The 13,182-nt window shown below is 35.8% G+C and carries 15 protein-coding genes; 13 read left to right on the top strand and 2 right to left on the bottom strand.

The features are described from left to right. Positions 1 to 90 precede the first annotated feature (90 nt). Positions 91 to 1,884: a M3 family oligoendopeptidase gene (locus tag F7888_RS09575; protein ID WP_191778961.1), complete on the top strand. Its 1,794-nt coding sequence runs from the start codon at positions 91 to 93 to the stop codon at positions 1,882 to 1,884. A gap of 154 nt (positions 1,885 to 2,038) precedes the next feature. Next, positions 2,039 to 2,818, top strand: a complete 780-nt coding sequence (locus tag F7888_RS09570) for a phosphatidylserine decarboxylase (protein ID WP_191778960.1) — start codon at positions 2,039 to 2,041, stop codon at positions 2,816 to 2,818. A gap of 94 nt (positions 2,819 to 2,912) precedes the next feature. Here the strand turns inward: F7888_RS09570 and sda are convergent, their stop codons facing one another. Next, positions 2,913 to 3,053 (bottom strand): sporulation histidine kinase inhibitor Sda, encoded by a 141-nt coding sequence (sda, locus tag F7888_RS09565; protein ID WP_191778959.1) that lies wholly within the window; start codon positions 3,051 to 3,053, stop codon positions 2,913 to 2,915. Between the two features lie 420 nt (positions 3,054 to 3,473). On the opposite strand from sda, the gene F7888_RS09560 reads away from it, so the two are divergent. From F7888_RS09560 to F7888_RS09525, 8 genes are read left to right on the top strand one after another with little or no spacing between them, the layout of a single operon-like run. Then, positions 3,474 to 3,989: a YqeG family HAD IIIA-type phosphatase gene (locus F7888_RS09560; RefSeq protein ID WP_191778958.1), complete on the top strand. Its 516-nt coding sequence runs from the start codon at positions 3,474 to 3,476 to the stop codon at positions 3,987 to 3,989. Positions 3,990 to 3,993: 4 nt separating this feature from the next. Then, a complete protein-coding gene (gene yqeH / locus F7888_RS09555) occupies positions 3,994 to 5,097 on the top strand; it encodes a ribosome biogenesis GTPase YqeH (RefSeq protein ID WP_191778957.1) in 1,104 nt (367 codons plus the stop codon). A gap of 33 nt (positions 5,098 to 5,130) precedes the next feature. Next, complete coding sequence (gene aroE, locus F7888_RS09550; protein ID WP_191778956.1) at positions 5,131 to 5,970, top strand: shikimate dehydrogenase; 840 nt, start codon at positions 5,131 to 5,133, stop codon at positions 5,968 to 5,970. Position 5,971: 1 nt separating this feature from the next. Continuing rightward, complete coding sequence (gene yhbY, locus F7888_RS09545) at positions 5,972 to 6,274, top strand: ribosome assembly RNA-binding protein YhbY (RefSeq protein WP_191778955.1); 303 nt, start codon at positions 5,972 to 5,974, stop codon at positions 6,272 to 6,274. Between the two features lie 19 nt (positions 6,275 to 6,293). After that, positions 6,294 to 6,866 carry a nicotinate-nucleotide adenylyltransferase gene (locus F7888_RS09540; protein WP_191778954.1) on the top strand — a complete coding sequence of 191 codons (573 nt, stop codon included), beginning with the start codon at positions 6,294 to 6,296 and terminating at the stop codon, positions 6,864 to 6,866. Further along, on the top strand, positions 6,853 to 7,431 hold the full coding sequence (yqeK, locus tag F7888_RS09535; RefSeq protein ID WP_191778953.1) for a bis(5'-nucleosyl)-tetraphosphatase (symmetrical) YqeK: 579 nt from the start codon (positions 6,853 to 6,855) through the stop codon (positions 7,429 to 7,431). The genes F7888_RS09540 and yqeK overlap by 14 nt, the downstream gene beginning before the upstream one ends. Continuing rightward, complete coding sequence (gene rsfS, locus F7888_RS09530) at positions 7,428 to 7,784, top strand: ribosome silencing factor (protein ID WP_191778952.1); 357 nt, start codon at positions 7,428 to 7,430, stop codon at positions 7,782 to 7,784. Before yqeK ends, rsfS begins: the two co-directional genes overlap by 4 nt. Then, positions 7,781 to 8,530: a class I SAM-dependent DNA methyltransferase gene (locus F7888_RS09525; RefSeq protein ID WP_191778951.1), complete on the top strand. Its 750-nt coding sequence runs from the start codon at positions 7,781 to 7,783 to the stop codon at positions 8,528 to 8,530. Before rsfS ends, F7888_RS09525 begins: the two co-directional genes overlap by 4 nt. Before the next feature lie 58 nt (positions 8,531 to 8,588). On the opposite strand, the gene comER is transcribed toward F7888_RS09525, so the two are convergent. After that, complete coding sequence (gene comER / locus F7888_RS09520) at positions 8,589 to 9,413, bottom strand: late competence protein ComER (protein ID WP_191778950.1); 825 nt, start codon at positions 9,411 to 9,413, stop codon at positions 8,589 to 8,591. Between the two features lie 118 nt (positions 9,414 to 9,531). Here comER and F7888_RS09515 point away from each other — a divergent pair, with 118 nt between their 5' ends. The 3 genes from F7888_RS09515 to F7888_RS09505 all read left to right on the top strand — a co-directional run bounded on the left by F7888_RS09515 (position 9,532) and on the right by F7888_RS09505 (position 13,106). Further along, complete coding sequence (locus F7888_RS09515; RefSeq protein ID WP_191778949.1) at positions 9,532 to 10,140, top strand: helix-hairpin-helix domain-containing protein; 609 nt, start codon at positions 9,532 to 9,534, stop codon at positions 10,138 to 10,140. 76 nt (positions 10,141 to 10,216) lie between these two features. Then, positions 10,217 to 10,786, top strand: a complete 570-nt coding sequence (locus F7888_RS09510) for a ComE operon protein 2 (RefSeq protein WP_191778948.1) — start codon at positions 10,217 to 10,219, stop codon at positions 10,784 to 10,786. After that, positions 10,749 to 13,106, top strand: coding sequence for a DNA internalization-related competence protein ComEC/Rec2 (locus F7888_RS09505; protein ID WP_191778947.1), 2,358 nt, complete (start codon positions 10,749 to 10,751; stop codon positions 13,104 to 13,106). Before F7888_RS09510 ends, F7888_RS09505 begins: the two co-directional genes overlap by 38 nt. The last annotated feature ends 76 nt before the right edge of the window (positions 13,107 to 13,182 follow it).

Genomic DNA, 13,182 nt, shown 5'->3' with positions numbered 1-13,182 from the left:
TTAAATAATAGAAATTTTATAAAAATAATATTATAATGAAAAAGAATGAAAGTATTTAGGAAAACTAAATAAAAGGAAGAGGGGATTATTTTGACAACAACGACTTATGCCCAAACGTGGGATTTAGATGTCTTTTTTGAAGGTGGTAGTAACTCTGAACAATTCCATACATATTTAAAGGATATTGAAAGTGAGCTTGAAAGCTTTCGTTCTTTAGTGACGGAGCTTAGTGTACCGAAAGCTGCTTCAGAAAAGGATGGTTTAACAGCTGTCATTAATGCTTTCCAAGCGGTTGCGCGTAAAATTCGTCAATCTGGAGCATTTGTGAGTTGTCTTCAAGCTCAAGACATGAATGACAAGAAAGCAACGATGTTATATGGCAACATCATGCAATTAAATGCATCACTTCAAACGATCTTAACAGGATTTGATCAAAAATTAGTGTCGATTGAAAAGTCTATATGGGACGAGCTTCTTTCAGAAGATCCATTCGCAGAGCTTGCCTATGTATTGGAGGAGAGAAGAACTCGTGCAAAGGATAAGCTTTCACCAGAGCAAGAAACATTAATCAATTCTTTGGGTATCGATGGCTATCATGCATGGGGGCAACTATACAATACAGTGGTAGGTAATATTAAAATTCCATTCGAAGAGAATGGTGAAGTAAAAGAGCTTTCAGCGGGACAAGCATTTAATAAATTTTCTAGCTCTGATAGAGATACTCGTAAGAAAATGTTCGAAAGCTGGACAACTGTTTGGGAAGAGCAAGCAGATTATATTAGCTCTAGCTTAAATCATCTTGGTGGATTCCGATTAAATGTATACAAGGCGCGTGGTTGGGAAGATATCCATAAGGAGCCACTAGATATTAATAGAATGTCTAAGGAAACTCTTGATACGATGTGGACAGTTATTACTGAAAATAAAGCTCCTTTTGTTGAGTACCTTGACAGAAAAGCGAAGGTTTTAGGTATTGAGAAATTAAGCTGGTACGACCTAGATGCACCAATTGGCAAATCCGAGAGCAAAATTTCTTATCAAGAAGGCTGTGAGTTTATTCTTGATCAATTCAGTAAGTTTGGTAAGGAACTTACAGATTTCACTAGAAAATCATTCGAGGATCGTTGGATAGAAGCTGAGGATCGAGCTGGAAAAAGACCAGGTGGGTTCTGTACAAGCTTCCCGGAAAGTGATCAGTCAAGAATCTTTATGACATATTCAGGAACACCTTCAAATGTTTCAACTCTAGCACATGAGTTAGGACATGCATTCCACCAACATGCAATGAAGGGAGTTCATACGTTAAATCGTAGTTATGCGATGAATGTAGCAGAAACTGCTTCTACATTTGCTGAGATGATCGTAGCGGATGCATCTGTAAAGCATGCAAAAACCGATGAAGAGCGTCTTGCTTTATTAGAAGATAAGGTTCAACGTAGTGTTGCATTCTACATGAACATTCATGCACGCTTTATCTTTGAAACTGCATTCTATGAAGAACGTAAAAATGGCATCGTAAGTGCTGAAAGATTAAACGAATTAATGGAGAAAGCACAAAAAGAAGCATATTGTGACTCACTTGATGAATATCATCCACAATTCTGGGCTTCAAAAATGCACTTCTATTTAACACAAGTGCCATTTTATAATTTCCCATACACATTTGGGTACCTGTTCTCTCTTGGTATTTATGCTCAAGCGATTGAGGAAGGCACAGATTATGAAGAGAAGTATATTGCACTACTAAAGGATACTGCGAGCATGACAGTTGAAGCATTAGCTGAGAAGCATCTTGGCGTTGATTTAACAAAAAGAGATTTCTGGGAAAAAGCAGTAAAGTTATCAATTAAGGATGTTGAAGAATTCTTAGAATTAACTAAATAATCACTAGCAGGACTGACTTTTGTCAGTCCTTTTTTAATACTAGCCAATAATAATCAAGAAACTTCGTATAATAATGGTACGAGCATTCTCGCAAGTGTTATAATATCAGTCATGGATATTTAAGTCATGATCATTTTGCTTAGGAGGAACTAGTTTGAAGCAATGGTTTTACCGTTTTTTTATAGAACTGACCAACCACAGGTTATCTTCATTTCTATTAAGAAGGTTTTCTCAATCAAAACTTAGTAAACGATTGATTCCAGCTTATTTGAAGGTGTATAACATTCAATTAGCTGATGTAAAAGAAGATGTTGAGCATTTTCAATCATTACATGAATTATTTATTCGCGAGCTTAAACCAGAAGCAAGAGCGATAGATTCAAAGGAGAAAAGTATTGTTAGTCCAGTTGATGCGGTGATAGAAGAGGTAGGAACTATCCTTCCATCCAAAGAGATTGTTGTTAAGGGAAAGACGTATTCAATTGCAGAAATGCTTGGTTCAAATGAATTGTTAGAAAAATATGTTCATGGAACGTTTATGGTGATGTATCTAAGTCCTAGTCATTACCATCGAATACATAGCCCTATTACAGGTACGATTCGTAAACAATGGACCTTAGGGTCGAAATCATATCCAGTGAATCAATTAGGCTTGAAATATGGGAAAGATACACTTGCTAAGAATTATCGGAAAATCACGGAAATAGAGTCCTCAGGTAAGCATATAGCGATGGTGAAGGTTGGGGCGATGTTTGTAAATAGTATTGAAATCACACATAAGGGTGATAGAGTAGAGAAAGGGAAGGAAATTGCCTACTTCACTTTTGGTTCTACAGTCATCTTATTGTTTGAAAATGAAACGTTTGAAGTCAATAAGGAGATTCAAACTCCTTGCGATATTCAAGTAGGACAAGCTATCGGTCATTTTCGTTAAATTGTGCTTACAAAGATGCAGCCTGAATACACTCCGCGTCTTGAAAGTTTGAGAAAATGCAAAAAAAAAAAGAGCCTTTTAGGGCTCACATATCTTAAGATGTTGCTTTAATTCTATGTACTAACGATCTGCGCTTAATTTCGGTTTCGATGAGGAAGATAAATTCCTGACTTAATTTAAGTTCAGTTGCTTTAAAATAAGATTCAATGAGTAATTCATCAGACAACTTTCTCATAATTGAACGCCGACTTGGCGATTCACCTCCTAGAAATTTAAGGGGTAGTAGTTCTATTATCATATTTGGTTCATATAATAATAAGTTATCTCATGTTGGTAGTTTAACTCTATCATGAATTTATTTTGAGAACAACCGTTCTCTTATCCACAGAAAATAGTGGATAACTTGTGGGTAGCTTGTTTATAAAAGTGGAAAATATAGATAATTCAACATGTATAATGTGTATAAACTTATCCACAAGTGTTGAAATCAATGGACTTTTGTCGAAAAGTTTTTAATTTTTTATTAGATTCGACGAATTTTGTAGAAAAATGCCTGATTGATACTTTGACAGTTTCTAAAATTTCGTTATGATGTAAGTTGGTATTCTGTAAACATAGAATGATTAACCAAAATAAAACACGAGGTGTACATAGAGTGTTAAAAAATTTCTTACCAAATCAACATGTGAAAAGTGTATTTGATATTTCTGCTAAAGAATTAGTAGAACGAGGAGTAAAAGGGATTATAACGGACCTTGATAATACGTTAGTTGAATGGGACCGCCCTAATGCAACACCAAAATTAATCGAATGGTTTCAAGAAATGAAGGATCAAGGGATTTTGATTACGATTGTTTCAAATAATAATGAACAACGGGTAAAAGCTTTTTCTGATCCACTTGGCATTCCCTTTATTTTCGAAGCAAGAAAACCGCTTGTTAAAGCATTTCGTCGTGCTATTCGTACAATGAACTTAAAAAATGAAGAAGTCGTTGTCATTGGTGATCAACTACTAACTGATGTACTAGGTGGTAATAGGAGTGGTATACACACGATACTGGTTGTACCTGTTGCGCAAACGGATGGTTTCTTCACTAGAATTAATAGAAGAATCGAAAGAAAAATACTAACCTGGATGAAGAAAAAAGGTATGATTTATTGGGAGGAATAATTACGTGGAAGAAAGTATTGCATGTATTGGCTGTGGTGTAACAATACAAACAGAAGATAAAGAAGGAATTGGTTATGCACCAACATCTTCGCTAGAGAAGGAATCGGTGATTTGTCAGCGTTGCTTCAGGTTGAAGCATTATAATGAGGTGCAGGATGTCTCACTAACTGATGATGACTTTCTTAAGATTTTGAATGGAATTGGTCAAACAGAAGGATTAATTGTAAAAATTGTTGATATCTTTGACTTTAATGGTAGTTGGCTACCTGGATTACACCGATTTGTTGGAAAGAAGAATATCTTATTAGTTGGAAATAAAGTGGACCTTTTACCAAAGTCAGTTAAACCTAAAAAGCTAATAAATTGGATGAAGCAATCTTCAAAAGAGCTTGGCCTTAATCCTGTTGATGTGTTTTTAATAAGTGCACATAAAGGAATAGGGATTACAGAAGTGGCTGAGGCAATCGAGCAGTATCGTGAAGGAAAAGATGTATATGTAGTTGGATGTACAAATGTTGGGAAATCAACATTTATTAATCGTTTAATCAAAGACTTTAGTGGTGAAGATGATGTCATAACAACTTCACACTTTCCAGGAACGACACTTGATATGATTGATATTCCGTTAGATGATGATGCGGCATTGTTTGACACACCAGGTATCATTAATCATCACCAAATGGCTCATTATGTGAATAAAAAAGAGTTAAAGGTGATTACACCTAAGAAAGAAATTAAACCGAAAGTTTTTCAGCTTAATGAGAAGCAAACTTTATTTTTTGGTGGACTTGCACGTTTTGATTTTGTTAGTGGTGGTAGACAATCATTTGTTTGTTACCTCTCAAACGAGTTAAATATTCATCGGACAAAACTAGAAAATACTGATGAGCTATATCAAAAGCAAAAAGGGGATTTACTTCAACCACCTGGACCAAAAGATGCAAGTGACTTTCCAGACTTGGTTGCCCATGAATTTACCATCAAGGAAGGAAAGACAGATATCGTCTTTTCAGGCTTAGGTTGGGTAACAGTGAATGAACCTAATGTAAAGGTTGTTGCGCATGTTCCTAAGGGTGTTGGAGTGTTGGTTCGGCCTTCATTAATTTAAAAATAGAGAATCTTAATAGATGTGGGTGAGGATATGGAAAAGATATATGGAGTAATTGGGGATCCGATAGCACATTCGATGTCTCCTGACATGCATAATGATTTATTTCAATTTTACAATCTTCATGCTAGATATCATGCTTTTCATGTCAAACAGGAACATTTAAGAGACGCTATTAAAGGATTTAAAGCCATTGGATTGTCGGGTTTTAATGTGACGATCCCACATAAAGTAGCCATTCTAGAGATGCTAGATGAAGTTGAAGAGGTTGCTGCAAATATTGGAGCTGTTAATACAGTTGTGAATGAAAATGGCAAACTTGTAGGATATAACACTGATGGGCAAGGATATATTACATCCTTAATGACGAAAATAAAAAAAGAACTAAAGGAATGTCAGGTTCTGATTATTGGTGCAGGTGGTGCAGCTAGGGGGATTTATATTTCCTTAGCAGCAGCCGGGGTGAAAACCATTGATATCGTGAACCGAACGGCTGAGAATGCAGACAAAATTATTGCATCTTGTAGATATAAAACGAGTTCTTCATATTATGAAATAAGCGGTAACGAATATGATTTGACAAAATATGATATTATCATTAATACAACTTCCATTGGGATGCATCCTAATATAGATCAAACACCAATTCCTATAGAACAGGATTTGTCTGGAACAGTAGTTAGTGATATTATCTATAATCCATTAGAAACATCGTTCTTAAAGGACGCGCAAAGAAATGGAGCCATTATTGATAATGGGATTGGTATGTTTGTTTATCAAGGAGCATTAGCCTTTGAGAAATGGACAGGAATATTCCCTGATCCAGCAAGAATGGAACGAGTGGTTAGAACAAGACTAGGAGGAACAACATAACATGTTAACAGGAAAACAAAAAAGATTTCTGCGAAGCAAAGCGCATCATTTAGACCCAATTTTCCAAGTAGGAAAAGGTGGAGTAAATGAAAATATGATTAAACAAATTGATGATGTACTAGAAGCACGTGAATTAATAAAAGTAAGTGTATTGCAAAACTGTGAGGAAGATCGTGATACAGTTGCGGAAACTTTAAGTAATGGAGCACATGCAGAACTTGTGCAAGTGATTGGAAATACAATTGTTTTATATAAGGAATCAAGAGAAAATAAACAATTAGAGCTTCCTAAATCAAGTAATTAAATAAATAGGGGGATTTTCATTGAAACATATTGGGATTATCGGGGGTACCTTTGACCCAATTCATAATGGACATTTGTTGATTGCGAATGAAGTATTAGGAGCGCTAAACTTAGATGAAGTTTGGTTTATGCCTAATCATATCCCCCCTCATAAGGAAAATAAGCATTTAACTAATAGTATACATAGAGCAAAGATGATCGCTCTTGCAATAGACGATCATCCATCATTTGTCCTTCAGCCGATTGAGTTAGAACGTGATGGTTTATCTTATACATATGATACAATTAAATTATTAGTAGAAGAAAACACCGATACAGCATTTTATTTTATCATTGGTGGAGATATGGTTGAATATTTGCCAAAATGGCATAAAATTGACGAACTAACAAAAATGATCACCTTTGTTGGCGTAAATCGACCAGGCTATTCAAGAAAAAGTCGGTACAATGTGACTGAAGTTGATATTCCACAATTTGATATTTCTTCATCGATGCTAAGGGAGCGTTTATCAAAAAAAGGAAGTACGAAGTATTTACTTCCCGAAAATGTTAGACACTATATAGAGGAGAACCATTTATATGGAGAAAAATAAAGCATTAGCGGTTGTGAAGGAACAGCTTACTGATCATCGCTATCAGCATACAATTGGTGTCATGAATACAGCCGTCAAACTAGCGGAAAAATATAAGTGTGATCAAAAGAAGGCTGAGCTAGCAGCGATTTTTCACGATTATGCGAAGTTTAGACCAAAGGAAGAAATGAAGCAAATTATTCAAGAACAGAATATGCCGGTTGAATTACTGAGCTTCAATAGTGAATTATGGCATGCACCAGTTGGAGCTTATTTAGTCGAGAAAGAAGTGGGGATAACAGATACTGACGTTCTAGACGCAATAAAGTACCATACCTCTGGTAGAATGAATATGACTAAACTAGAGCGAATTATTTATTTAGCGGATTATATAGAGCCAGGACGAAAATTTCCTGGTGTAGATGAAGTGAGAGAATTGGCAGAACATGATCTAAATCAAGCTCTACTCCAGTCGATACGAAATTCTATCCTATTTCTAATAAAAAAGAATCAACCAATTTTTCCACTAACATTGTATACGTATAACTCTCTACTGATAGAACACAAGGAGGATTTCAGTGAATGAATGAAAAAACAATTTTAACTACAGCGGTAAAAGCAGCAGATGACAAACGTGCAGAGAATATCATCGCACTTAACATGAAGGGGTTATCCCTTGTTGCAGATTATTTCTTAATCTGTCATGGTAATAATGAAAAGCAGGTTCAAGCTATAGCGAGAGAAATTAAGGAAAAAGCAGAAGAGCTTGGAATTAATGTGAAGCGATTAGAAGGATTTGATGAGGCACGTTGGGTATTAATTGATATGGGTGATGTAATCGCACATGTCTTCCATAAGGATGAGAGAACGTATTACAATCTTGAACGTTTATGGGGCGATGCACCTACCGAGGATGTACTCAGTGAGTTAAATCTATGAGTTATGAGAGATTTGCCTATCTCTATGACAGGTTGATGGAAGATGTTCCCTATGAGGAATGGCTTCGTTTCTTACAAACAAAAATGAATAAATATAGCCAACGCAAAATGGAAACCATCCTTGATCTTGCCTGTGGGACTGGTGAGATCTCTGTTCCATTATCACAATCTGGATTTCAAGTCGTTGGAATTGATCTTTCAGATGATATGCTATCAGTTGCCAATGAAAAAGCACTACATGCAAAACAAAATATAACGTTCATTCAACAAAATATGACCAAGCTTGAAGGATTACCTTTATTTGATGTTATAGTGATTTTTTGTGACTCATTAAATTACTTATCTACAATGGAAGAGGTCAAGGAAACGTTTTTAAACGTAAAGCAATGTTTAAAGGATGATGGTTTGTTTTTATTTGATGTACATTCTCTGTATAAAATGAACGAATTGTTTTTGAATCAAACCTATGTTGGTACTGATGATGACATAAGCTTTATTTGGAATTGTTTCCCTGGTAAGTTTGAACATAGTGTTGAGCATGAGCTTTCATTTTTTGTGCTAGACGAGGAAACCTCCATGTATGATCGGTTTGATGAGATTCACTATCAACGGACCTTTAAAGTGGAAGAATATTCGGAATGGCTATTGGATGCTGGCTTTGAAATTATTGAGATTAATGGTGATTTTGATCAAATAGTTACTAATACTTCGGAACGGATCTTTTATACAGCAAAAAAAAGGAGCTAAAAACTCCTTTTTTTTTTGTTTTCATGCAGGAATATTTATTTGTTTGAAGAAATTCTTATTATACTTTTTTAAATTGTTCCCCGATTAACTCGATATCTTCATAATATTTTTCATGTGTACTATGGTACAGGTGTTCAAACACTTCTCCTAATTCTGCTTCTAATACCTTAATTCCTTCACCGGTAACCCCACCTTTAACACATACTTTTTCTTGTAGGGTTTGTAGTGTGAAAATCTCTTTTTCCAGTAATTTTCCCATACCCATGATCATGCCGCTTGCCAAAGTAACAGCCTGTTCCTCAGAGATATGTGTTTCCTTCACTGCGGCATTTATAAACCGTCTTAGTAAGTAACTAAAAAAAGCAGGGCCACAGCTGACAATATCTGATGCTACCCTTGTAATATGGTCCTCTATATGAACTGGTGTCGATATTTGACTAAACAAAGTTTCAAGGTCCTTGCAAGTCATTTCGGAGCAACTATTCCCAAATGTCATAAGTGAAATTCCTGCAAGTGCTCTATTTGTAATGCTAGGGATGATCCTTGCAACCTGGCAATCAACGACAGATTCTAATTGTCCGACTGATATCGGACTAGTAATTGAAATAATGCATTTATCACTTGAAAGTGACGATTTTAGCTCTTGTAATAATGGGTGAATTTCTAAAGGCTTCACACATATGAATATTAAATCTGCTGCTTGTGCAACTAGAGTTGCAGAAGATACAACTTGAATATCAGGATAGCTTTCTTTTATTTTTTCTGCCTTTTGGATGGTTCGATTTGTAATTGTAATTTGAGAAGGTGGAACGGCCATTGATTCGATAAAAGCCCCAATAAGAATACTACCCATATTTCCTGTTCCAATCATTCCGATGTTCATTTTTGTCCCCCCTTTTCAAACATTATCTCCCCACTACAATATGACTTATTTTTCCATATTATGATTACTTTCTATATTTATATCTTGTCTAATTAACTTTTTATTAAGAGGTGAAAACATGTTCAATAAAAGGTTCTCAAAAAAAATCATACTAGGCGCTTGTGCTGCAATCATGTTAGTTGGAATGTTTACTTATTCAAACTTTCGAGGGAAAGGCGAAAATGTGCAAGAAGAGGAGTTTTTCCCCTTGGATGAGGAGGTGACAGAGATAGAAGCTGATATATCTATGACAGAAATATCACCTATTATGGTTGATGTGAAGGGGGAGGTACTCCAACCAGGTGTTTATGAATTTGATACCGGGGAACGTATTCAAGATGCGATCAGGCAGGCTGGAGGATTTACAGAGGATGCTGATGTATTAACCGTCAATCTAGCAGCGATTCTCATTGATGAAATGGTTATTTATGTCCCAAAGATTGGTGAGGTTCGGGAAGTAGTTGTAGATATGAAATCGAGTCAAGGTGGGGATGATAAGATATCAATTAATACAGCTACAGTAGAAGAGCTACAACAGCTAACCGGTATTGGCCCAGCAAAAGCTGCAGCCATCAAAAAATACAAAGATGAAAATGGTCCCCTGAAAAACGTAGAGGAGCTCTTAAATGTTGCTGGCATTGGAGAAAAGACACTTGAAAAACTGAGAGATGAGATTACTATTCGTTAGAATTTATTTGAATTGACGCACTGTAGCTAGAAAGGATAAACTTGTTTTAGAATTATGTTTTCAAGGAGATGAAGAAATGAACAGAATATCATGGGACCAATATTTTATGGCACAAAGTCATTTATTAGCGCTAAGAAGCACGTGTACACGATTAACTGTTGGAGCTACGATTGTTCGTGACAAACGAATTATTGCTGGAGGATATAATGGATCCATTGCTGGTGGGACACACTGTAACGAGGAAGGCTGCTATGTTATTGATAATCACTGTATAAGAACCGTTCATGCTGAAATGAATGCCTTATTACAATGTGCAAAATTTGGTGTCCCTACCCAAGGTGCAGAAATATACGTGACCCATTATCCGTGCCTACAATGCTGTAAATCAATTATACAGGGTGGAATAAAAGCAGTATATTATGCTCTAGATTATAAAAATCATCCTTATGCGATAGAGTTGTTTGCTCAAGCGGGAGTGAAGGTGGAGCAGGTTGAGCTTGATGAGATGGTGATTGACTTAAATACTCAAGAAAAGCTTGCTTTCGTTGGGAGTCTCTTAGAAGAGTTGAAGGACAAAGGGGCAGATGATGATAAATTAAGGTCATTACATGAACAAGCTAATAAATTATTTACATCATATTTATAAACAGGTAAGTCATGTAGCGTATTTATTAAAGGGTCAGCATGTGTACTTATCTCTTTCTGCTATTATTGGAATATTAATACCATATCATGAGTTACATTTATTCATACTAACTGCAGCGGGATTGTACTTATGCTACATCCTTCTGCAAAAACAACTTCTCATATTCCTTCTGTCTCTAATAACGATTATCGGATTTTGGTATTTGTATTTGGAAAATGTAGATAACAATCAAACAACGTTAGCCTCCACAACGTCTGATTTCAGCTTTGAAATCATTTCTCCAGTTCATATTGACGGTGACAAACTCACAACGACAGTTAGAACCTCAACCGAAAAACTCCAACTCAACTATTATGTTAATAGTCTTCAACAAAGAGATGAATTGTCTTTCCTTACTGTCGGTGATCAATGTAAGCTCTCTGGTGAATTAACAGCTCCTAGTCCGGCTAAAAATCCAAATAGCTTTGATTATCAACAATATTTAAATCGGAAAGAGATTCACTGGATCCTTGTCCCGACGAATTGGTTAGTGACCGAATGTCGAAAAGGGGAAGAAAAAGGGATTACGAGTGTATTACAGCTAAGGGAACAAGGGATACGTAAGGTGGGAAGTATATATCCTGATGATGTAAAAGGAATAATTCAAGCACTGTTATTTGGTGAGAGAAAGCAGATAGAAGAAGAGATATTACTAGGGTATCAGAGCTTAGGGGTTGTTCATTTACTTGCCATTTCAGGATTACATGTTGGCTTTATTACATCTATGCTTTTTTATCTGTTGATTCGATTGGGGATTTCAAGAGAAAGATCTATCTTCTTGCTTTTACTGTTTCTTCCCTTTTATGTTGTGATAGCTGGAGCATCTCCGTCAGTGTTGAGGGCATGTCTGATGACTGGTTTGGTCTTAATTAGTGCAAAATCAAAACATCGATTCTCATCCCTTGATGCAATAAGTATTGCATGTGGCTTATTATTGATGAATCATCCCTTCTTATTATTTGAGGTAGGTTTTCAATTATCATTTATCGTTAGTTTTTCTTTAATCATGTCTTCTAATATGATTCTCAAGCAAGGGTCAGTCATTATGTCTTTAATAAAGGTATCCATGATTGCACAAATCAGTGGATTGCCGGTGGTTCTCTTCAATTTTTATGAAATATCTCTCATTAGCCTGCCTCTTAATATATTATTTGTTCCGTTGTATTCACTAGTATTTCTTCCATTAACGATTACATCATTTGTAACCTCATGTCTATTCGAACCTCTGGGTATGGTGCCTTCATTCATTTTGATTCATTTACTCCGATATACAAATAATTTCACTATTTGGGTAAATGAACATGCGAATATATCTCTAACCTTCGGAAGGCCAAATCTCTTTATTTTGATCTTTTATATCCTTAGCCTCTTTTATTTATTCATATCATGGGAAAGACAAAAGAAATTATATCAAGCTGTCACTCTTTTTGCTCTTGTTTGTATTTTTCATTATATAAGTCCTTATCTAAATCCCTATGGAGAAGTTACAATCATTGATATTGGACAAGGTGACACGATTTATATTGAACTGCCTTACAGGAAGAAAATCTATCTGATTGACGCGGCTGAAATTGTTAGGTTCGAGCGTGAGAGCTGGAGAAAACGAGAAAGTACTTTCTCTGTCAGTAATGATGTGATTGTTCCATTTCTAAAATCGAAAGGTGTTAGGAGCATTGATCAGTTAATCATAACACATGGAGATTATGATCATATGGGTGGAGCGATTGATTTAATGGAACAGATTCATACAAAAAACCTTATGCTTGGAGAGGGAAATTCGGAAAAAGAGATAGAGAAAGATCTTATTTCATATGCAAATAATCAAAGTATCAAAATAAATACTGTTGGAACAGGGGATTGGTGGCTGGTTGATGATTATTCCTTCTATATATTATCTCCTGATGGGTCAAAGAGTAATGCTAATAACCAATCCATTGTGATTTATACTGAGTTAGGTGGTGTGAGGTGGCTTTTTACAGGGGATCTAGAAGTAGAAGGCGAACGAGCCCTTGTTAGTAGGTTTCCAAAACTTGAGGTAGATATATTGAAGGTGGGGCATCATGGAAGTAACACGTCGACAACGGCGCCCTTTTTGGATCAGTTAAATCCGAAAATTGGCCTGATTTCAGTTGGTGAAAATAATCGCTATAACCATCCACACCCTGAATTGATAAATCGTTTAAAAAGCGCAAATATGAAGATTTATCGAACCGATTTAAACGGTGCAATAACTTTTCGTTTTACAAAAAAGAAAGGAACGTTTTCGGTGATGATACCATAATATGAACTATACTTACTTAACTCCCAAAAAAAAGAGACTGCAAATCGACAGTCTCTTACCCGTTTCAAATCCAGTC

Source organism: Litchfieldia stipae (assembly GCF_014837155.1).
In the GTDB taxonomy this organism is placed as follows: Bacteria; Bacillota; Bacilli; order Bacillales; family Bacillaceae_L; genus Litchfieldia.
This window is presented reverse-complemented; position numbering and strand designations above follow the sequence as displayed.